General features: G+C 60.0%; 17 protein-coding genes. 15 read left to right on the top strand and 2 right to left on the bottom strand.

Annotated features, from left to right (window positions below; genetic code table 11):
* Positions 1–9 precede the first annotated feature (9 nt).
* The gene (locus TERRO_RS17010; protein ID WP_014786935.1) at positions 10–555 is read right to left on the bottom strand and encodes an SRPBCC family protein; all 546 of its coding nucleotides are present in this window, start codon (positions 553–555) and stop codon (positions 10–12) included.
* A 354-nt stretch (positions 556–909) separates the two neighbouring features.
* Between TERRO_RS17010 and TERRO_RS17005 the strand changes: the two genes are divergently transcribed.
* The 3 genes from TERRO_RS17005 (at position 910) to TERRO_RS16995 (ending at position 5,183) form a co-directional block, all read left to right on the top strand.
* Positions 910–3,513 carry a TonB-dependent receptor gene (locus TERRO_RS17005; protein ID WP_157178422.1) on the top strand — a complete coding sequence of 868 codons (2,604 nt, stop codon included), beginning with the start codon at positions 910–912 and terminating at the stop codon, positions 3,511–3,513.
* 6 nt (positions 3,514–3,519) lie between these two features.
* Positions 3,520–4,188: a tetratricopeptide repeat protein gene (locus TERRO_RS17000; protein WP_014786933.1), complete on the top strand. Its 669-nt coding sequence runs from the start codon at positions 3,520–3,522 to the stop codon at positions 4,186–4,188.
* 314 nt (positions 4,189–4,502) lie between these two features.
* Entirely contained in the window at positions 4,503–5,183 is a 681-nt protein-coding gene (locus TERRO_RS16995; protein WP_014786932.1) for a Fe2+-dependent dioxygenase, read from the top strand.
* Between the two features lie 307 nt (positions 5,184–5,490).
* Here TERRO_RS16995 and TERRO_RS16990 read toward each other — a convergent pair whose 3' ends face one another.
* Positions 5,491–6,042, bottom strand: a complete 552-nt coding sequence (locus TERRO_RS16990) for a fasciclin domain-containing protein (RefSeq protein WP_014786931.1) — start codon at positions 6,040–6,042, stop codon at positions 5,491–5,493.
* Between the two features lie 268 nt (positions 6,043–6,310).
* Between TERRO_RS16990 and TERRO_RS16985 the strand changes: the two genes are divergently transcribed.
* The 12 genes from TERRO_RS16985 to murG all read left to right on the top strand — a co-directional run bounded on the left by TERRO_RS16985 (position 6,311) and on the right by murG (position 20,262).
* On the top strand, positions 6,311–6,868 hold the full coding sequence (locus tag TERRO_RS16985; RefSeq protein WP_245536137.1) for a DUF2127 domain-containing protein: 558 nt from the start codon (positions 6,311–6,313) through the stop codon (positions 6,866–6,868).
* A gap of 389 nt (positions 6,869–7,257) precedes the next feature.
* A complete protein-coding gene (locus tag TERRO_RS16980; RefSeq protein ID WP_014786929.1) occupies positions 7,258–7,698 on the top strand; it encodes a division/cell wall cluster transcriptional repressor MraZ in 441 nt (146 codons plus the stop codon).
* A 45-nt stretch (positions 7,699–7,743) separates the two neighbouring features.
* Positions 7,744–8,712 carry a 16S rRNA (cytosine(1402)-N(4))-methyltransferase RsmH gene (rsmH, locus tag TERRO_RS16975; protein ID WP_014786928.1) on the top strand — a complete coding sequence of 323 codons (969 nt, stop codon included), beginning with the start codon at positions 7,744–7,746 and terminating at the stop codon, positions 8,710–8,712.
* 294 nt (positions 8,713–9,006) lie between these two features.
* Positions 9,007–9,510: an FtsB/FtsL family cell division protein gene (locus TERRO_RS16970; protein ID WP_245536136.1), complete on the top strand. Its 504-nt coding sequence runs from the start codon at positions 9,007–9,009 to the stop codon at positions 9,508–9,510.
* A gap of 98 nt (positions 9,511–9,608) precedes the next feature.
* A complete protein-coding gene (locus TERRO_RS16965; RefSeq protein WP_014786926.1) occupies positions 9,609–11,915 on the top strand; it encodes a penicillin-binding transpeptidase domain-containing protein in 2,307 nt (768 codons plus the stop codon).
* Complete coding sequence (locus TERRO_RS16960; RefSeq protein ID WP_014786925.1) at positions 11,912–12,277, top strand: sulfite exporter TauE/SafE family protein; 366 nt, start codon at positions 11,912–11,914, stop codon at positions 12,275–12,277. Before TERRO_RS16965 ends, TERRO_RS16960 begins: the two co-directional genes overlap by 4 nt.
* A 12-nt stretch (positions 12,278–12,289) precedes the next feature.
* Positions 12,290–13,786, top strand: a complete 1,497-nt coding sequence (locus TERRO_RS16955) for a UDP-N-acetylmuramoyl-L-alanyl-D-glutamate--2,6-diaminopimelate ligase (RefSeq protein ID WP_014786924.1) — start codon at positions 12,290–12,292, stop codon at positions 13,784–13,786.
* The gene (locus TERRO_RS16950) at positions 13,783–15,168 is read left to right on the top strand and encodes a UDP-N-acetylmuramoyl-tripeptide--D-alanyl-D-alanine ligase (RefSeq protein ID WP_014786923.1); all 1,386 of its coding nucleotides are present in this window, start codon (positions 13,783–13,785) and stop codon (positions 15,166–15,168) included. Before TERRO_RS16955 ends, TERRO_RS16950 begins: the two co-directional genes overlap by 4 nt.
* 177 nt (positions 15,169–15,345) lie before the next feature.
* A complete protein-coding gene (gene mraY / locus TERRO_RS16945) occupies positions 15,346–16,482 on the top strand; it encodes a phospho-N-acetylmuramoyl-pentapeptide-transferase (protein WP_014786922.1) in 1,137 nt (378 codons plus the stop codon).
* Positions 16,483–16,493: 11 nt separating this feature from the next.
* Complete coding sequence (gene murD / locus TERRO_RS16940; protein ID WP_014786921.1) at positions 16,494–17,846, top strand: UDP-N-acetylmuramoyl-L-alanine--D-glutamate ligase; 1,353 nt, start codon at positions 16,494–16,496, stop codon at positions 17,844–17,846.
* A 192-nt stretch (positions 17,847–18,038) separates the two neighbouring features.
* On the top strand, positions 18,039–19,130 hold the full coding sequence (gene ftsW, locus TERRO_RS16935; protein ID WP_014786920.1) for a putative lipid II flippase FtsW: 1,092 nt from the start codon (positions 18,039–18,041) through the stop codon (positions 19,128–19,130).
* A gap of 7 nt (positions 19,131–19,137) precedes the next feature.
* Positions 19,138–20,262, top strand: a complete 1,125-nt coding sequence (gene murG, locus TERRO_RS16930; RefSeq protein WP_245536135.1) for an undecaprenyldiphospho-muramoylpentapeptide beta-N-acetylglucosaminyltransferase — start codon at positions 19,138–19,140, stop codon at positions 20,260–20,262.
* Positions 20,263–20,393 lie beyond the last annotated feature (131 nt).

Here is a 20,393-nt window from a genome sequence, read left to right as displayed (position 1 = left end):
AGAGCTTTGTCAGCGCGGTTGCCGGGAGGCCAGATTTGCCGCGAAGAGGGGCATGAGTTTCTCTGTCTGGCGGTGGCGGAAGCGGAAGATGTAGCGGATCTGGGCTCGTCCTGCGGCCCAGTTGGCGAGGTCGCCGAGGAGCCAGCCGGGGAACTCGTAGTCGACGTTGTCGTGGACGAGGGTGCCCGCAATGCCGTTGCGTGTCTCTTCTCGGACGGTGTGGCAGTGGCGCCAGTACTGGAAGGGCCCTGAGGTCTGGGAGTCGCAGAAGTGGTCGTTCCACTCGAACTCCGGGATGAGGGCGTGCCAGTTCATGCGGATGGGCAGGCCGGGGAGCATGCGGAAGCTGAGGATCATGGTGGTTCCGACGCCGGTGCCCAGGCGCACGGGTGATCCGGGTGGCGGTGCGGGAGGCGCGATCAAGCGTAGTTCTTCAATCTTCGCGCGCTGCCAGTAAGGCATGAGCGGCGGCAGATTCTGCGGATTGGCGAAGAACGCGAAGACGATGGGAACCGGAAAGGGCAGCCACTGGTCGGCCTGGAAGTTGTGGCGCATGAGCGATATGAGTCCAGATCACCCTTATAGGTTGACCGTGCCGGCAGAGCATTTCGGCGGTAATCGAATCAGGACCACCTCGGTCCGAAAAATACTGGACCGATTCAGTCCTAGATCATGTAATCTCATCCATATCGGACCTATGTTGTCGGAGATTCCTGGGGAGACCCGGTCGGCTTCTCCGCGCTCGGTCCGGAAAACGAACGAGGCGACGTTGAGGGACATCGCAAGTTGATTTTTGAGGCAGCGTGAAAGCGCGCCCATTCCCGGAGCGTATCCAGTATGAAGTGCAAAGAAGAACTGAACGGGCGGCGGAGCAAACTTATGCTCACCGGTACCCTTGCAATGTTTGCCATGAGCGGCCTTCGTGCCGAAGCAGCCATTTCTACCGATAAGGACGACCACAAGCCGGAGCCGAACGCGAATGGCGGGCGCGTGTACGACGAAGTCGCCGACCAGACGCGGCCGAGCCAGACGGTTCATACCTTCAACATTCCTCCCGGGACGCTGGCCGAGGTGGCTGCAGCACTGGAGAAGGAGACCGGGCTGCGGATGGTGATCTCGTCCAAGCGCTACGCTGGTGTGCAGTCGCCGGGCGTGCAGGGCGTGTTGACTATTGAAGAGGCGCTGACGGCGGCGCTGAAGGACACGAGCATGGCGGCGAACTTTGTGTCGCCGGAGCGTGTTTCGCTTGATCTGCTGGGAGCGGACCAGAGTGTGTCGGTTGTGGCGACGTCTGAGCTGATCTCGCCGAAGTACACAGCACCTTTGCGTGATCTGCCGCAGACGCTGACGATCATTCCGCAGGCGATCATCGAGAACACCGGTTCGACCACTCTGGTGGAGGCGCTCCGCACGGTTCCCGGTATTACGTTTGGCGCGGGTGAGGGTGGCAATCCAGTTGGCGATCGTCCCTACATTCGTGGTGTGGACTCGCAGTCGAGCACCTTTGTCGACGGCATGCGCGATATCGGCGCCCAGTCGCGCGAAGTGTTCAACCTGGAATCTGTGGAAGTGTCCAAGGGGCCGAGCGGCGGCTTTGCCGGTCGTGGTGCTGCGGGCGGCAGCCTGAACCTGAACACGAAGATGGCTCGGCGTGAGAGCTTTCTGGCTGGCACGTTTAGTCCCGGTACGGCGAACTTCTTCCGTGGAAGTGCGGATGGCGGTTTGAAGCTGACGAACTCGATCGCAGGCCGGCTCAATGGCGTGTGGCAGGATTCGGACACGGCGGGCCGCGACTATGTTCGCAACGGCCGTTATGGTTTTGCACCGGCGCTGCTGTTCAACCTGGGCCACCGCGTGCGATTGAACACGAACTACTACCACCTGATGACGAACGACGTTCCTGATCCGGGTATGCCGTACAACAACCCGACGTTCTTTGCGCGTATCGACGGCCGAGCGCGGACGCTTCAGGCTGGCGATGGACAGCCGCTGGTCGTGAACCGGAATAACTTCTACGGCATCAACTCGCGCGACTTCCGCAATGAGAAGGTGAAGACTGCTCTGGGCCGTGTGGAAGTGGATTTGACGGAAGGCGTGGTGCTGCGGAACAGCTACCGCTTCGGCAAGTCGAACCAGGACTACGTGTATTCGATGGTGGATGACAGCCAGGGCAACATCTACTACGGGCTGGTCTATCGCCGCGCGCAGCAGCGCTTCTCGGCGGTGGATACTTCGATCAACCAGACGGACCTTTCGGGCCATGGCAAGACGGGCAGCATTCAGCACAGTTTTGCGACGGGCTTTGAGTTCTCGCGGGAGCGTGGCTGGAACAGCACGTACACGCTGGGCGGCCGTAATTCGGCCGGTGTTGTAGCGATTCCGACGTACACGGTACGCAATGTGGCGACGGGTGCTGCGACGGCCGTGAGTGCAACGCGTTGTCCGCTGGGCACGGGCGCGGCGGGCGGTTACTACTGCACGGATCTGACGAACCCAACGCCGGACGATCCGTTCTATGGTGTGACGTCTGCGACGAACCTGACGACGGCAGCACCGAGTGCACCGGTTACCAACACACTCGTCAAGAACTTTGCACCGAACAAGCAGGTGACTGGAACACGGTCGGTGTACGGCTTCGATACGATCCGCTTTATCAAGCAGCTGCAGGCGACGGTGGGCATCCGGTATGACCACTACGATTCGGTGTACCGTTCTGCGCTGACGGCGGTGCCGGTCACGACGTTCCCGACGATCTCGAACCTTGTGAACTACCAGGTGGGTGTGGGATATAAGCCGGTGACGGCGGCTACGATCTACGGTTCGGTGAGCAGTTCTGCGACGCCGCCGGGTAACTCTCTGGGGCAGGGACAGGATCCATCTGCGATTACAAGCGCTGTGAACCAGGCGCTGCCGCCTGAGAAGACGCGTTCGGTTGAGGGTGGTGTGAAGTGGGAGCTGTTCGGCGCGAAGGCTCTCGCAACCGGTGCTTACTTCCAGTCGAATACGGAGAATGTCCGGATCACGCAGGCGGACAGCACGATCGCAGCGGTGGGAACACGCCGTAATCGCGGACTTGATTTTGGCATTACTGGTTATGTCAGTCGTAAGTGGCAGTTGTTTGGCGGCTACACCTTTATGAATGCCATTCTGCTGAACTCTGGTGGTGCGGGAGCAGCGGCGGGCCTGATGGATGGCCGGCGCTTCCCGAATACTCCGGAGCATAGCTTCAGTGTGACGAGTTATTACTCGGTCACGCATAAGTTGAACCTGGGTGGCGGTATCTACGGTGCGGGCAAGGTCTTTGGTGCCGATTCTCCGACAGCACCGAAGTGGGTTCCTGGATATGCGCGTGTGGATCTGTACGGATCGTATCGCTTCAACCCGCACGTGGAGTTGCAGGCTAACTTGCAGAACGTGGGTGACAAGACTTACTTCCTGCAGGCTTACACGACGCACTATGCGCAGATGGCACCGGGCCGCCAGGGTCGCCTGACGCTGAACGTGCACTTCTAACACGCGATGCAGGTAGCGGATCACAAGACGTTGGAACTGGTACGCGCCGCAGCGGAACGCGGCGTGTGCCAGGCCCAGGCGCTCTATGGGCAGATGCATCTGGATGGCAAGCTGGTGCCACAGAATCCTTCGCTGGCGCTGCATTGGTTCGAGCGTGCCGCTGTGGGTGGCGACGTGATGGCCATCAACATGGTGGGCCGTTGCCTGGACCAGGGATGGGGCGTGGCTGCGAGTCCGCACCTTGCCGCGCCGTGGTTTCGGAAGGCTGCGGAGCGGGGGCTGGACTGGGGTATGTACAACCTGGCAACGCTGCTGACGATGGGTAGCGGCGTGAACGAAGACAAGTACGAAGCGCTGCACTGGTTCCGCAAGGCTGCCGATCTTGGTCATGCTAAGTCGATCAACATTGTCGGTGGGTTTTACGAGGATGGATGGGTTGTGGCGGTGGATATGGCCGCTGCAAAGGATTGTTATCGCAGAGCCGCGATTGCAGGGGACTTTCGCGGGCAGTTTAATTACGCGCGTCTGCTGGCGGATGCGGGCGAGATCAGCAGCGCACTGTCATGGCTGCAGAAGGTGCCACAGACTGCGACGCCTGCTTTTCTTTTGAAGATGAAGCGCTTCTTAGAACAAATGCCCGTGGCAGAGTTACGGACTTTCGCGGTCGAACTATGAAGGTGAAGCGGTGGACGCTGGCCTTTCGCCAGGCCATACGAGGCAGTAAGAATTTCCGGCTATAGCCGAAGAGGCGAAATCCCTCAGGGGCTAAAGCCCAGTCTTAAGGGCGACGGGAGATGGCATGGCTGAAGCCATGCCCCTCCGAAAACGGACACCCATTGCGTATGTCGGTAGACACAGATCGGCGATATCCCTAAGGGGCTGTGGCCCAACCTTAGGGCGGTGCGGAATGGCATGGCTGAAGCTATGCGTCTCCGAAAACGGACACCTATGCGTATGTCGGTCGACACGAACCGGCGGTGAGGAAGCAAATGTTGGTACAGGTTCCTGATGTTTTAACGCGTGAGCAGGTGAAGCGATTCCGCGAAGCGCTGGATGCGACGGAGTGGATCGATGGCAAGGTTACTGCCGGCTACCAGTCTGCGCGGGTGAAGGACAACGCACAGCTCAACGAGAACAATCCGGTCGCTGCCGATCTGGGCAGGCAGATTGTCGAGGCGCTGAACAGCTCGCCGGTGTTTGTGGCTGCTGCGCTGCCGAAGAAGATCTTTCCGCCGCTGTTCAATCGGTACCAAGGCGGTCAGTCGTTTGGCAACCACGTGGATAACTCGGTGCGCCGTATTTCTTCGACGGGCGAGTACGTTCGCACGGACCTTTCGGTGACGCTGTTTTTGAGCGATCCGGATGAGTATGACGGCGGTGAACTGGTCATTGAAGACACGTACGGGACAAAGAGCGTGAAGCTGCCTGCGGGCGACGCGGTGCTGTATCCATCGACCAGTCTTCACCATGTGCGTCCTGTGACGGCGGGAGCGCGTGTGTGCTCGTTCTTCTGGTTGCAGAGCATGGTGCGCAGCGATGAGCAGCGATCGTTGCTGTTGACGCTGGATATGGCGATCCAACGGCTGGCACAGGATGTGCCGGATCATCCGTCGGGCGTTGACCTGACGGGGGTTTATCACAACCTGCTGCGGCAGTGGGTGGAGCTTTAGAGATCAGGCACGCGCTTCCCCCTGAAACAGCGTGCCAATGAGCTGTCCGCATTTGATGTGGGCAGAAAACGAGGGACCGGATGCCGCCCTCACGGCACCGGTCCCTCGCTGTTTTTGGATGTAAGAAACTCGGTGCGCAGCTTTGGGAACGGGTCGCGTGTTCCTCGCGATGCCCCACCCTTTGCTTCACAAAGAATGGGCACACGGTTTGTGGCGTACGCAGGATTCTTCCGGTCAGTTGCTGGCGGTCAAAAAAGAAGAGCGCCCGATGTTCCGGGCGCTCCTGGTTGCCAAGTGGTGCGGTGAACTAGTTGGGCATCAGGACGGTGTCGACCACGTGGATGACGCCGTTCTTCTGGAAGACGTCTGCGGTGGTGATGGTGGAGGAGCCACCCTTTTCGTCGGTGAGCATGATGATGGAGCCGGACATCTTCGCGGTGAGCGTGCCGCCCTGAACAGTCTTCAGCGTTGCCGTGCCGTTGCCCTTCTTGATCATCTTTGCGAGCTGCTTGGAGCTGATCTTGCCGGGGACGACGTGGTAGGTGAGGATCTTGGTGAGGGTTGCCTTGTTCTCAGGCTTCACGAGCGTGTCGACGGTGCCTGCAGGGAGCTTTGCGAAGGCATCGTCGGTCGGTGCGAAGACGGTGAAGGGGCCGGTGCCATTGAGCGTGTCGACGAGACCTGCTGCCTTGACGGCTGCGACGAGAGTCTTGTGGATGGGCGAGTTCACCGCGTTCTCAACGATGGTCTTGTTGGGGTACATGGGAGCGCCGCCGACATCGGGATCCTTCTGTGCCATTGCGGTCATGCTGCCGCCCATCAGAGCTACGGCCAGTACTACCTTTGCAAACTTGTTCATGGTGACTCTCCTGTTGTGCGTAACTTACTTGTGCTTGAACCTGTCCACCGGCCGGGCGGAAATCGCTTGCTGCACTGTAGGAACGAGTACAGAGCGAAAGCGGATTGCGTGGGTTTGCATTTTTCTTTGCGGTACTTGCCGGATACTGATGAAGAAACGACGAGCACGGGTACCGGTGCATCTGACGTGAAGATGGCTGTGTTGACCAATTGGGTGTTCGGACTGTCCACCAATTGACAAGCTGCTGCAGGGCTACAAAACTACAGGGGTGTTCTTGACAGGATCAGAGCAGGACAGCGGTGAGGCGCGGGTACTCGTGCGACACCGCCACGGAGACGAGAACGATCATCCGCACATTGAAGCGCGGGACTCCGGCCTGTTTGTGATCGGCCTGTTCAAGCTTTGCAAGGCTGTCTTCTTCCTGGGCGTGAGCCTGGGTGCGCTCCACTTCATTCACCATGACCTGTCCCAGACGGCGGAGCGGTTCCTGCTGGAGCTGCACTTCGATCCTGAGAGTCGTGTCGTGGATCTGGTGACGGACAAGCTGGCGCTGCTGACCCACCACAAGCTGCGGCTGATCAGCCTGGGTACGTTTCTGTATGCGGGGCTTTGCTGCACGGAGGCGTACGGTCTGCTGCGCCGGAAGGTGTGGGCGGAGTTCGTTACGCTTTGGCTAAGCGTGTCGTTTGTGCCGTGGGAGGCGTGGGAGCTGGCTCGCGTGCCAAGCCTGTGGCATGCGGCGATTCTGCTGGCGAACCTGGTGGTTGTGGCGTATCTGCTGTGGATGCTGCGGCGGAAGAAGAGCCGCCAGGGCGGTCGCTCCTAATCAAAAGCTGAGGGAATGCCGTTTCCGCGAGGACGGTGTGCGATCTGTGCAGAATAACTTTCGCTTTTTCTTTGCTGTACTACGTCTTCCGTGTTATCCACAAGTAGCAACAGGCGTACAGAACCGGCCTCATCAACACAAGCTGTAGTGCTGTTTGGGTTTATCGGCCCTGCCCGTTGTGATTTCCACATTCAGCTGAATTTACCGAGGAAAAGAGGGGCAAATATCCACTTGCTCTTCTGCTCGGTATCAGTAACGATGTGGAGCGTGGTGGTAAATAGTGGAGCAAAAGGGAACGATCTTTTGATCTCACACGCAAATAGTAGCCGGTTCGGGCCCCAGCGGTACAAAACCCGAACCCAGAGCGGTACCGGCGGGGTTTGAAGACGATGTTTCGTGGCAATCACCCAGCGCGTGTGGACGACAAAGGCCGGCTTAAGCTGCCGGCTGAGTTCAAGCGTCGCGTGGATGAGAGCTACGGTCCGCAGTTCTACATCACCAGCAAAGACGGCAAGCGGGCGGAGATCTACCCGATCCGTGAGTGGGAGCTGGTGGAGGCGAAGCTGGCGGAGATTCCGAACATGAATCCCGCGAAGAAGAAGTTTCTGGACGTGACGAACTATTACGGCCAGATGGCAGAGCTGGATGCGCAGGGGCGTTTGACCCTGCCGCTAATTCTGCGGGAGAGCGCGAAGGTTACCGCCGAGGTGGTGGTGCTGGGATCGCAGACATATCTGGAGGTCGTGAACCATGACGACTTCAAGGCAAAGCTGGACCTGGAGCCGTTGACCGAGGCCGATATGACGGCGTTGGCGGATTTGGGACTTTAGAGATTTGAACGTAAGGCCCCGAGTGGGCCCGCATGGAGGCGGAGAGTGAGCGGTCCGCAACATGTGCCGGTTCTTTTAGAGGAAGTTTTAGACCTTCTACAGGTGCGCCGCGGCGGGACTTATGCCGATGCGACGCTGGGGCTGGCAGGGCATTCGAGCGCAATTGCTCGGCGGCTTGGGCCGGAGGGATTGCTGATCGGATTCGATCGGGACCCGCAGGCGATGGAGCTTGCCACAGCACGACTGGATGCGCTGCGTGAGGAGCTTGGATCGGAGATGCCGCAGGTGCGGCTGATTCCGCGGGCTTTTTCATCGGCTGCAGAGGAGTTGGAGCCGGCATCGCTGGATGGACTGCTCGCCGATTTTGGCGTGAGCAGCATGCAGTTGGACCAGGCGCACCGAGGATTCAGTTTTCGGATGGATGCACCGCTGGATATGCGCATGGATACGCGCAGCGGTGAGACAGCCGAGCAAGTGGTAAATCAGGCGGACGAAGAAGATCTCGCGAACCTGATTTACGAATTCGGAGAGGAAAGGAGGTCGCGGAGAATCGCCAGAGCCATTGTGAGGGCACGGCCGATACGTACGACGGCGGAATTAGCCAGAGTGATATCGGCCGCTGCCCCAGCAATGAAACAGGACAAGATTCATCCAGCGACCAGAACTTTCCAGGCACTTCGAATTCGTGTGAATGATGAACTTGGGGAGATACGGTCGCTGCTTGAGAGCGCGCCATCTCTTTTGAAGTTCGGAGGACGTCTGGCGGTCATCAGCTTTCATTCGCTGGAGGACCGGCTGGCGAAGGATGCGCTGAAAGAGGGCGCAGAACGTGGTGTTTGGAACGTGATCACGCGGAAACCGGTGATTGCGGGTGAAGTGGAAGTCGATCGCAATCCAAGGTCACGGAGTGCGAAGTTACGCGTTGCGGAGCGGGTGAAATCCGGTCCGAGATTTACAAAGAAGGTTCCTCCGGTTGGCGGAAGTAGTCGCGGTAGCCGACCCGGAGTAAGTTGACGGCAGTAACTGTGGATAACCTGTGGGAACTTAGGAAAACTCCTCCCCACGGTGTAAAACAGGGCGCTCATCCGTCCTCATGGTTAGAGCAGAAGACGCTCAGGGCACGAGGACGAAGGACCGCCGAGTAAGTAGCGGGTAATACATCGGATGGGTTAGTAACCAATCCGGTTCTGGTAGATAAGACGCTCCTCGTACGCGAGAGAAGCGGCTAAGTCCAGAAAACAAACGGGCTGGGAATCAACCTTGATTCCCCTGAAGAGTGAGAGGGTGGCGAGCGTGATGGAACAGACGATGCCGGCAGTTGGAATGGTGGCGGGACGCGCACAGCGCGAGCGCGCCGAGTCGTTTCGTGATCACAACCGTTCGGTGTTCGATCAGCAGCGCCGTGCGCGCCGCGGTCCCACGCCTGAGATTTTCTTCACCAAGCATCTCGACAACAGCCGCATTGTGAAGGCGGATGATCCTGAGCGCCGCAAGGAGATGCGGCAGTTCACCATTGCCATGGGTATGTTGTTTTTCCTGGTAATGACGTATGTCTGGCAGCATTTTTCCTCGATTGAAATGGGCTATGCCATTGAGGCGAAGAAGCTACAGGTGGAACACATGCGCGAGGAAAACCGGCAGTTACATCTGTCGGAGGCCCAATTGTCGGATCCGGACCGCATTGATCGGATTGCACGGCAGCTTGGCCTGGATACACCGCAGCCTGGACAGGTCGTTCGTCCGGACGGATCGTTTGCGAATAACGGCCCGGTGTTGGCTGAGGCGCAGGTACCTTCGGCGGTTCTCCGCTAAGTTCAATTTTTTGTAACGGCCGGCAGGCTCCGCTGCGATAGTCGAGGGAACCGGCCGTTACGACTTCGTTCCCCAGCTTCGATAAGGTCGAGCCCGCCATGAGTAACATTCGCCAACCACTGACTGCACCTATCCGGCGCGTTCGCTTTGTCTATGTCGCGCTGTTTTTTGCGTTGTGGACGTCGGCTATCGGTTTGCGGCTGGTCTGGCTGCAGGTGGTGAAGCATCACGATTGGATGGAGCGCGCCTCCAAGCAGCAGCAGCGGACGTTTGAAGTGGCGCCACGGCGTGGTGTTCTGTATGACCGGAATCTGCGCGAACTGGCTGTAACTGTCCTTGCGGAGTCGGTGTACGCCGTTCCCAGTGAGCTTGGCGATAACAGGGGCAATGTCGCAGAACTGCTTTCCGGCATCGTTCACATCGATCCCACCGATACGTTCACCGCGCAGAGCAGCATCATGGCGCGGCTGACTGCCTCGAGAAATTTTGCGTGGATCGCTCGTAAGTTGACGCCGGAGCAGGCGCAGCGTGTGCGGGAGCTGAATCTGAAGGGCGTGTACCTGCAGAAGGAGTTCAAGCGCTTCTATCCAAACACGGATCTTGCAGCGCAGACGCTGGGCTATGTGGGCATTGACGACACCGGCCTGGGTGGCATGGAGCGCGAGTTTGAGGAAGACCTGCATGGCACGCCGGGCCATGTGCTGACGGCTGTGGATGCGAAGCGTCACGCGTTGGGAAGTGAAGAGCGTGAGCCGCTGCCGGGCGAGAACCTGGTGCTGTCGATCGACACCAATATTCAGTACATGGCGGAGCGCGCGCTGGATGCGCAGATGCTGAAGATGAAGGCGGCGCACGGCACGGTGGTGGTGCAGGATCCGCACACGGGGCAGATTCTGGCACTGGCTATCTCGCCGCGCTATAACCCGAATGATCTGAAGCACCAGGATCCAAGCATCCTGAAGAACCTGGCTGTGAGTGACGTGTATGAGCCGGGATCGACCTTCAAGCTGGTGACGTATGCCGCGGCGCTGGATGGTGCGGGTGTGGAGCCCACGGATATCGTGGACTGCCAGGGCGGCGCCATGACCATGTACGGCCGTACGCTGCATGACGATAAGTCCGATCACTTTGGCCGTGTGACGGTGCAGTATGCGCTGGAGCACTCGAGCGACGTGGGCGCGGCGAAGATGGCGATGAAAGTTGGCAACAGTAAGTTCTATGACTACATCCGCGGCTTTGGCTTCGGTGACCGGTCAGGCATTGAACTGCCGAGTGAGACGCGTGGTCTGCTGCGTCCTGCGCGTAAGTGGGAGGCGACGAGCATCATGTCGATCGCCATTGGGCATGAAGTAGGTGTGACCCCGGTGCAACTGGTGACGATGGTCTCTGCGATTGCGAATGGTGGTACGTATCTACCGCCGCACATCCTGCTGGATGAGACGGAGTACATGAAGGGCGACAACCGGTTGAAGCCTGCTGCCTTTCATCCTTCCAACTCGCTGCCCGCGAAGATGCCCGATGGAGCGCACCGCGTGATCACGGAGCTGACTGCTGCGAAGATGCGGTCGATGATGCAGGGCACCATGGTGACAGGTACGGGCAAGTCGGGCGCACTGAACGGTTACAGTGCGGGCGGAAAGACTGGCACGGCGCAGAAGATTGATCCTGTCACGCACACTTACTCGCATACTCGCACGGTGGCCAGCTTTGCCGGTATCGCGCCGGTGAACAACCCGGCGATCTCCGTCGCGGTGGTTATCGACGATCCGATGGTTGGAACGCGCTATGGTGCTGAGACCAGCGCTCCAGTCTTCAAGCAGGTTGCGCAGGAGGTGCTGGAGTACCTGGGTGTACCGCACGATCAACCGTTGAAAGAGGTAAAGCCTGGCACCGAGCCAAAGCTGGAGATTGCGGGCGATGCGCCGAGCGAGGACCCTGGCGATCTGACGGCGATGTATGAAGAGATCAACGCGCTGCCTGCGGATGATCCGCTGCGTCAGAAGAGCGATGCGGCACTGGTGGCAGCGACCGCGAGTGCCGCGCCGAAGCCTGTGACGTCGACGGAGAGGAAGGGTGTCTTTGCGGCGCTGCCGGAGAAGATGCTGAAGGCCTTCCGCGACCATGGTGGATCGTCGTTCATGACGGACGAGGCGGAGAACGCAAAGATTGCAGCGAAGCCGATTGTGGACCATGTACAGCGGACTGACGGCGCGGTGGTGGTGGATGCGAGTACGAAGGTTGCGGTGCCGGTGATGCAGGGTGGATTGCGCGCAGTGATTCAGCAGGCTGCTGGTGCAGGGCTGCGGGTGCAGCCGGTGGGCAGTGGCCTGGCGCGTGAGCAGGTTCCAGCGGCCGGAACGATGGTGCCACTGGGTACGGAAGTGGTTGTGCGGTTCACGCGATGATGGACGCGCACTGGACGATCATCATCCTGATTGGTGCGGTGGTCGGTGTCGTCGTGGGGACGATCGGGACGAGCGGCGCGATCATGATTCCGCTGCTGGTGTTCGTGTTCGGGCTGTCACAGACGAGTGCGCAGGGAACGGCGCTATTGATGGCTTCCTGCCCTTTGTGGATTGCGCCGATGCTGGTGTACGCGCGTGCGAACCATGTGGAGTGGCGGCTGGGTCTGCTGCTGGCGACGGGCATGGCCGTGGGCAGCATCTATGGTGCGAAGCTGGCGATGCAGTTGCCAACGGTCTTCCTGAAGCGCGGGTTCGCGCTGATGCTGGCAGCCGTTGCTGTGCGCATGTTCTTCCAGCGGTAGAATCGCGCGAGTATGAATTGGACCGAAATAATTGCCGGTGTACCGGTGCTTGCCGTTGGCGACGCAGCGCGCGCGGAGATATTGGGCGTGGAGTATGACTCGCGTGCCGTGCGTGCCGGATCGCTGTTTGTCGCGATGCGTGGCGAGACGACGGATGGCAACCGGTATGTGCGTGCGGCGCTGGATGCGGGCGCTGTCGCGATCGTCACCGACTCACGTGAGAGCTTTGCCTTTGCGGATGCGCGTGGCGTGCCGGCTGCGTTGATTGCCGATGGACGGCGTGCGCTGGCCGAGGTGAGTGCGAACTTCTTTGGGCATCCTGAGCGGCAGGTGAAGCTGTGCGGTATCACCGGGACGAACGGTAAGACGACGACTGCGTTCCTGCTGGAAGGCCTGCTGAACAGTGTGGCGCGCAAGTGTGTGTTGATCGGCACGATTGAGACGCACGTAGCGGGCGCTGTGAGGCCGAGTGCGCATACGACGCCGGAGAGCCGCGATGTGCTGGCGATCTTTGCGGACGGTGCGGCTGCGGGCGCGACCGAGGCGGTGATGGAGATGAGTTCGCACGCGTTGCAGCAGGAGCGTGTGTGGGCGTTGCCGGTGGATGTGGCGGTGTTTACGAATCTGACGCAGGACCACCTGGATTATCACGGCACGATGGATGCGTATGCGGCGGCGAAGGCGCGGTTGTTTGAGGGTGTGGGTGCTGCTGCGCCGCGGGTTGCGGTGATCAACGCGGATGATGCTTACGCGGCAGTAATGGTGGCGGCGGCGAAGGATTGCGAGACGCGCTGGAGTTACGGCGTCGATGGTGCGGCGGACTTCAAGGCGAGTGATGTGGTGCTGCGTGCGGGTGCGACGAGCTTTGTGATGGCCACTCCGTTTGGCGATGCGGAGGTGACGTCGCAACTGACGGGGCGGGTGAATGTGTACAACCTGCTGGCGGCGGTTGCGGCTGCGATGGGCCGGGGACTGACGCTGGACGAAGTTGTTGCTGGAGCGGCTGCGTTGCCGCCGGTGCCGGGACGCTTTGAGACGGTGACGAACGCGCTTGGGTTCAGCGTCGTGGTGGATTATGCGCATACGGACGATGCGTTGCGGAACCTGATTGTGCTGGCGCGTGAGCTTGCGGGTGAGGCTCGCGTGATTACGCTGTTTGGTTGTGGCGGTGATCGCGATAAGACGAAGCGGCCGAAGATGGGTCGCGCTGCGGGTGAGGGCAGCGATGTTGTGATCGTGACGAGTGACAATCCGCGGAGTGAAGATCCTGCGGTGATTGCAGACGAAGCGCTTGCGGGTGTTCGCGAGACCGGGAACATGAGTGTGCGGGTTGTGCTGGATCGTGCGGCTGCAATTGCGCTGGCAGTGAACGAAGCGCGGGCGGGCGACATCGTACTGATTGCAGGCAAAGGTCATGAGAAGACGCAGACGTCGCACGGCGTGGCAATGCCGTTTGATGATGTCGCGGTTGCCGCGGCGGCGCTGCGCGAGAGGGAAGCAAAGGCATGATGTTGACGTTGGGACAGGTTGCGGATTGGATCCATGCAGAGGGTGATTTTGATCTGCAGACGAAGGTGTTTGGCTACTCGATCGATTCGCGTACGGTGGCCGCCGGTGAGTTGTTCTTCGCGGTGATGGGCGAGCGGTTCGATGGGCATGAGTTTGTGGAGACAGCTCTGAAGGCAGGCGCTGCCGCGGCTGTGGTGAGTACGCACTGGGTGGTGCCGGCGGAGGTTGATCCTTGCAAGTTGTTGCGTGTGCCCGAGAGCGAAGACTGTGTGCTGAAGGCGTTGCAGGGGCTGGCGCATAAAGTTCGTCAGCACTGGGGCAAGCGCTTGATCGGCATTACGGGGTCGGCTGGGAAGACGACGACGAAGGAGTGCGTTGCTGCTGTGCTGTCTGCGCAGTTCGAGGTGTTGAAGTCTGCGGGGAATCTGAACAATGGTTTTGGTGTGCCGCTGCAGTTGCTGCGGCTGCAACCGGAGCATGAGGTTGCCGTGATTGAGATGGGCATGAATCATGCCGGTGAGATTGCGGCGCTGGCGAAGATTGCCGAGCCGGATTGGGCTGTGGTGAGTAATGTCGCGCCGGTGCATCTGGAGCATTTTGCGGATGGCATTGCGGGAATTGCCGCGGCGAAGTTTGAGCTGGTGCAGTCGCTGCGTCCGGATGGTGTTGCGTTTCTAAATGCGGACGATCCGTATGTGTCGACGTTTGGGCGTGGGCGTGAGGCGCGGTACTTTGGGTTGCGTGGTGCGTCTGCAACGGTGCTGGCGACGGATGTTGTGAGTGCGGGCGCTGATGGGATGCGGTTCACTGTGGAGGCTGGCGGCGAGCGGGTGGCTGCTTCGATTGCGCTGCTGGGTGAGCACAATGTTTACAACGCGCTGGCGGGCATTGCGGTGGGGCTTGAGAGTGGGATGACGCTGCAGGCGTGTATCGATGCGCTGGCGGTGTTGCAGCCGAGCGACAAGCGTGGCGAGCAGGTGGTGTGGCGCGGAGCGCGCATCATCAACGATAGCTACAACAGCAATCCGCGTGCGCTGGATGCGATGGTAGATGCGCTGATGGCGGTGGAGGCGACGCGGCATATCGTGATTGCGGGCGAGATGCTGGAGCTGGGCCCGGATGCGGATGTGCTGCATGCGGAGTGTGGTGCTTACATGTTGTCGCGCGGTGTGGATGTGGTGCTGGGTGTCCGCGGTCATGCGGCGGCGCTGGTGCAGGGCGCGGGGGATCGCGGGGTGTTTGTGGCGAGTCCTGAGGATGCCGGGATGTGGATGCTGGCGAATCTGCGGGAGGGCGATGCGGTTTTGTTGAAGGCTTCGCGTGGGGTTCGGTTGGAGCGGTCGCTGGTGGCGCTTGGGTTGGGTGCTGCTGCAGGGCATTAGTTGATTCGTGCTGTCGCACGAATAACCCACCCTTTTGCTTCGCAAAAGAATGGGGCACCCGGGTTCGTGGCGCTTCGGGAGTATCTGATTTGGGGCGTGCGTGCGGCGATGTTGGTGCGGGCCGCGTAAGCTGAAACTCGATTGTGTCTGCGCTGAGTTTTCGCGCACGGAGGACCGTTGCTTTACTGGCTGCTCTATCAAAAGCTTTATCCGGTCTTCCGGGTGTTTCGTATCTTTCGGTACCTTACGTTTCGCTGCGTGTTTTCGAGCCTGACGGCGTTGCTGATCGGTTTGCTGATCGGGCCGTTTGTGATCCGGCGTCTGCGTGAGTTTCAGATTGGTCAGTACATACGCGAAGAGGGACCGGCGAGTCACCAGAAGAAGACCGGTACTCCGACGATGGGCGGCGTGCTGATCTGTATCTCGATCCTGGTGCCGACGCTGCTTTGGAGTGATCTGTCGAACCCGTTTGTGTGGGTGGCGGTGCTGTCGACGACGGCGTTTGGTGCGATTGGATTTGCGGACGATTACATCAAGGTGCTGCACAAGCGGAACCTTGGACTTACGAGTATTCAGAAGCTGATGCTGCAGTTTCTGGCGAGCTTTGGGGTGGCCGCGGCGCTGGTTTGGATGCAGTCTCGGGGGATGTATTCGACGCGGCTGGTGGTGCCGTTTGTGAAGAAGTTCCGGCCGGATCTGATCATCGATTCGCTGCATTTCACGCATGGGTTCTATTGGCTTAGCTTTATCCCGTTTGTGATCTTCGTCATGCTGGTGATCAGCTTCAGCTCGAATGCAGTGAACCTGACAGATGGTCTGGATGGGCTGGCGATTGGCTGCACGATCATTGCGGCGGGTGCGCTGACTGTGCTGACGTACGTCAGCGGTCACGTTGTCTTCAGCGACTATCTTGAGCTGCAGCGTATGCCGATGGTGGGTGAGCTGACAATCTTCTGCGGGGCGATGGTGGGGGCTTCGATCGGGTTCCTTTGGTACAACGCACACCCGGCGGAAGTGTTTATGGGCGATGTGGGATCGCTGGCGCTGGGCGGTGCGATCTCGACGGTTGCCGTGTTGATCAAGCAGGAGTTGCTGCTGCCGTTTATTGGTGGCGTGTTCATCCTGGAGGCGGTCAGCGTGATGCTGCAGGTGGGCAGTTACAAGCTGCGGGGCGGGAAGCGGATCTTCAAGATGGCTCCCTTGCATCATCACTTTGAGTTGAGCGGTTGGAGTGAGAGCAAGGTCATTGCGCGGTTCTGGATTATGGCGCTGGTGTTTGCTTTGTTTGCACTGACTACGCTGAAGCTGCGGTAGGCTGATAGCCCATGGATCTGAAGAACAAACGCGTCCTTGTTGTTGGCCTTGGTAAGAGCGGGGTGTCCGCTGCGTTGTATTTGCGGCGGCTGGGTGCTCGTGTGACCGTGAGCGATGCTCGGGCGGGTGAGGCGCTGGCGAAGGAGATTCCTGCGCTGCTGGATGCGGGCGTGATGGTGGAGACCGGCGGGCATGGGGTGCTGACGTTTCGTCGGCAGGACCTGATTGTGGTGTCGCCGGGGGTGCCGCTTTCGACGCCGGAGATTCAGCAGGTGATGGCGCTGGGGATGCCTTTGATTGGCGAGGTGGAGCTGGCTTTCCAGGGGCTGCGGGGCCGGGTGGTCGCGATTACGGGGTCGAATGGGAAGACCACGACGACTTCGCTGGTGGGGCACATCCTGGAGCATGCGGGGTTGGAGACGAAGGTGGGCGGGAATATTGGCCTGCCGGTGGTGGAGCTGGTCGAGGGATCGACAGAGAAGACGTGGAGTGTGCTGGAGGTTTCGAGCTTTCAGCTGGAGACGATCGAGACCTTTCGGCCGCATATTGCTGCGGTGTTGAACATCACGCCGGACCACCTGGATCGTCATGGGTCGTTCGAGAACTATGCGGCTGCGAAGGCTCGGATTACGGAGAACCAGACGGCGGAGGATTTCCTTGTCCTGAATGCGGAGGACAAGCCGACGCAGATGGTGGCGGCGAAGACGAAGCCGCAGATCTACTGGTTCAGCGGCGTGCGGCGGGTGAAGCAGGGCGCGTTTGTGCATGCGGATGGTGTGTACTTCCTGGCGAAAGAGGGCGGTACGCCGGAGCCGGTGATGCCGGTGGCTGAGATTCCTTTGCCGGGTGCGCATAACGTGGAAAATGTGCTGGCGGCGATTGCGATGGCTCGACTTGCCGGGGTTTCGGCGGAGGTTGTGCGCGAGGCGGTGGGCACGTTTACTGCTGTGGAGCACCGGTTGCAGTTTGTGCGCAGCGTTCGCGGTGTGGACTACTACAACGACTCGAAGGCTACGAATGTGGATGCGACTGCGAAGGCGCTGGCTTCGTTTGCGGGTGGTGTGCGGGTGATCCTGGGCGGGAAGGATAAGGGGTCGGATTACACGGAGTTACTGCCGTTGCTGAAGGAGCGGACGGTGGCCGTTTATACGATCGGTGCTGCTGCGGAGATTATTGCTGCGCAGATTGGGAGTGAGGTTTCGTTGACGCCTGCGGGGACCTTGGCGGAGGCGGTTCGGATGGCTTCGGCAGAGGCGAAGGCGGGTGAGACGGTTTTGCTGGCTCCTGCTTGTGCGAGTTTTGATCAGTTCACGAGTTATGAGGATCGTGGGCGGGTGTTTATGGAGTTGGTGGCGGGGCTTTAGCGGCAGATGCCTTTGGAATTTGCGCGCAGGTCCTGACATTCTGCGAACCCACTCATGACGAAAGAGCCGTCATGAATGGGGCACCCATTTGGTCGAGGGTTCGGCGGGCGTTCGCTCCGCGAACCACGCGAGATACCTTGCTGCGATCGTGGTGCATCATTTCTGCGTGTGAGGACATAAGCTTCGGAGTGTATGGCGAAGCGTGTTGGCGCGGATAAGTGGCTGTTTGGGACTGTGCTGGCGCTGGTGCTCTTTGGCCTGGTGATGATCTTCTCGACTTCGGCTGTGATGGCGAAGGCGCAGTTTGGATCGCCGTACAAGTTTGTGTGGAGCCAGCTGGTTTTTGTGGTGCTGGGTATCGTCGCGTTGTTTGTCCTGATGCGCGTCGACTACCGCAAATACAACAATCCCAAGGTGGTGTTTCCGGCGATTGCGATCACTGCGATCCTGCTGCTGGGCGTGTTCTTCATGGGCGGCATGAATGGTGCGCATCGGTGGATCCGTATCGGTGGACTGACGCTGCAGCCGAGTGAGCTGGCGAAGCCGCTTATCGTACTGTTTCTTGCGTATTTTCTGCAGAGCCGCATCCACCAGATCGATGACTGGCGTAACACGTTGCTGCGCGCGATTGCGGTGCCGGTGCTGTTTATCCTGCTGATCCTGAAAGAGCCAGACCTGGGCACGGCGATGGTGTGCGCGGGTGTCACGGCATTGATGCTGCTGCTGGCGGGAATTCAGTTGCGGTGGATTGCGCTGGCTGCTGTGGCGGCTGCGCCGGGGCTGTACTGGATGCTGTTTCATGTGGCGTTCCGTCGGGCTCGCATGCTGGCGTTTATGAATCCGGATGCGGATCCGCGTGGCGCCGGGTTCCACATTCTGCAGTCGCTGATTGCTGTGGGTACCGGCGGATTCTTTGGCCGCGGCCTGACCGAGGGCATGCAGAAGCTCTTCTACCTGCCGGAGCCGCATACCGACTTTATCTACGCCACCGTGTGCGAGGAGCTTGGGCTGCTGGGTGCTCTGGCGGTGCTGGCGGGCTTTGTCCTGCTGGGCTATCGCGGCTTGCGTGCTGCGTACCTATCGACCGATCCGTTTGCGCGGTTCTTTGCGTTCGGGTTGACGTGCGCGATTCTGATCCAGGCTTTCTTCAACATCAGCGTGGTGCTGGCGCTGGTGCCGACCAAGGGTATTACGCTGCCGTTTATTTCGAACGGTGGAACGAGTGTGTTTATTACGCTGGCGAGTATGGGCGTGCTGTTGAACATTACGCGCGAGATTGACTGAAGTGCCTGTGGCAGAGACGTGGGAACCGGGAACAGGGAACCGTCTGCGTGTTTTGATTGCCGGCGGTGGGACTGGCGGTCATGTGATTCCGGCGCTGGCCATTGCTCGGGAGTTGCGGGATACGCATGGGGCAGAAGTCCGGCTGATTGGGACTTCGCGTGGCATTGAGACGCGGCTGGTGCCTGCGGCTGGTTTTCCGCTTGAGCTGATTCAAGTGGGGCAGTTAGCGAATGTGTCGCTGGCGACGCGTCTGAAGACTCTTACCGATCTGCCGCGCGGTGTGCTGCATTGCATTACGTATCTGCGTGCGTTTCGGCCGCAGGTGGTGGTGGGTGTAGGTGGCTATGCGAGCGGACCTGCGATGCTGGCGGCGCTGATGCTTCGCATTCCTACGCTGGCCTATGAGCCGAATGCGGCGCCCGGCATGGTGAACCGGATGATTGGGCGGTTTGTGAACGGCGCAGCCGTGGCGTTTGCCGATACGGCGAACTTCTTTCGCAATGCGGTGGTGACGGGTGTGCCGGTGCGGCAGGAGATCTTCAAGACTGGGCCGCTGCCGCTGGAGACGCCCCGCCTATTGATCACAGCGGGCAGCAATGGTGCGAAGGTCTTCAACGAGACGCTGCCGCAGATTGCGCGGGAGCTGTTGCTGGCGATACCGGGATTGACGGTGGTGCACCAGACGGGAGAACGTGCGTTTGAGGCGACCCGGCAGGCGTATCGCGACGCGGGGATCGATGAGGCGCAGGTGGATGTGCGCGCGTTTCTGAATGACATGCCGCAGCAGTTGGATCGGGCGACGCTGGTGCTGGCTCGGTCGGGGAGTACGGTTGCAGAGCTGGCGGCGGCGGGCCGGCCTTCGCTGCTGGTGCCGTTTCCCCAGGCTGCGGACGATCACCAGACGAAGAATGCTGCGGCCATGGTGAAGCAGGGCGCCTCGAAGATGCTGGCGCAGGCGGAGATCACGCCGGTTTCGCTGCTGGAGGGTTTGCTGATGCTGTTGCAGGATGACGATCGCCTGAAGCGAATGGCGACGAATGCGCGACAGGCTGGAAAGCCGGATGCGCTGGAGCGTATCGGGATGATGATTGCGGGGCTGGCGCAGGGTGTGCCGGTTGGGACGGTTCGGTAGAGCGATTCATGCGTACCGACGGTCCTCCGAAGGTGCGACGAACTCTCTTCGCGCACAAGTAGTCGGCAATTTCCAGTCTTTGTCGCGGGCCTTCAGCCCGCACGGGATTTGCGTTGTAACCCATACCCAGG

This window comes from Terriglobus roseus DSM 18391, from assembly GCF_000265425.1.
Classification (GTDB): Bacteria; Acidobacteriota; Terriglobia; order Terriglobales; family Acidobacteriaceae; genus Terriglobus; species Terriglobus roseus.
Note: the sequence above shows the minus strand (reverse complement) of the source record. Positions and strands in the feature narration are given on the sequence as shown.

What these genes read in the sequence shown, in the direction of transcription:
- TERRO_RS17010 (WP_014786935.1), bottom strand. Translation starts at nt 555, where the DNA reads ATGCGCCACAACTTCCAGGCCGACCAGTGGCTGCCCTTTCCGGTTCCC.
- TERRO_RS17005 (WP_157178422.1), top strand. Translation starts at nt 910, where the DNA reads ATGAGCGGCCTTCGTGCCGAAGCAGCCATTTCTACCGATAAGGACGAC.
- TERRO_RS17000 (WP_014786933.1), top strand. Translation starts at nt 3,520, where the DNA reads ATGCAGGTAGCGGATCACAAGACGTTGGAACTGGTACGCGCCGCAGCG.
- TERRO_RS16995 (WP_014786932.1), top strand. Translation starts at nt 4,503, where the DNA reads ATGTTGGTACAGGTTCCTGATGTTTTAACGCGTGAGCAGGTGAAGCGA.
- TERRO_RS16990 (WP_014786931.1), bottom strand. Translation starts at nt 6,042, where the DNA reads ATGAACAAGTTTGCAAAGGTAGTACTGGCCGTAGCTCTGATGGGCGGC.
- TERRO_RS16980 (WP_014786929.1), top strand. Translation starts at nt 7,258, where the DNA reads ATGTTTCGTGGCAATCACCCAGCGCGTGTGGACGACAAAGGCCGGCTT.
- TERRO_RS16970 (WP_245536136.1), top strand. Translation starts at nt 9,007, where the DNA reads ATGCCGGCAGTTGGAATGGTGGCGGGACGCGCACAGCGCGAGCGCGCC.
- TERRO_RS16965 (WP_014786926.1), top strand. Translation starts at nt 9,609, where the DNA reads ATGAGTAACATTCGCCAACCACTGACTGCACCTATCCGGCGCGTTCGC.
- TERRO_RS16960 (WP_014786925.1), top strand. Translation starts at nt 11,912, where the DNA reads ATGATGGACGCGCACTGGACGATCATCATCCTGATTGGTGCGGTGGTC.
- TERRO_RS16955 (WP_014786924.1), top strand. Translation starts at nt 12,290, where the DNA reads ATGAATTGGACCGAAATAATTGCCGGTGTACCGGTGCTTGCCGTTGGC.
- TERRO_RS16950 (WP_014786923.1), top strand. Translation starts at nt 13,783, where the DNA reads ATGATGTTGACGTTGGGACAGGTTGCGGATTGGATCCATGCAGAGGGT.
- murD (WP_014786921.1), top strand. Translation starts at nt 16,494, where the DNA reads ATGGATCTGAAGAACAAACGCGTCCTTGTTGTTGGCCTTGGTAAGAGC.
- ftsW (WP_014786920.1), top strand. Translation starts at nt 18,039, where the DNA reads ATGGCGAAGCGTGTTGGCGCGGATAAGTGGCTGTTTGGGACTGTGCTG.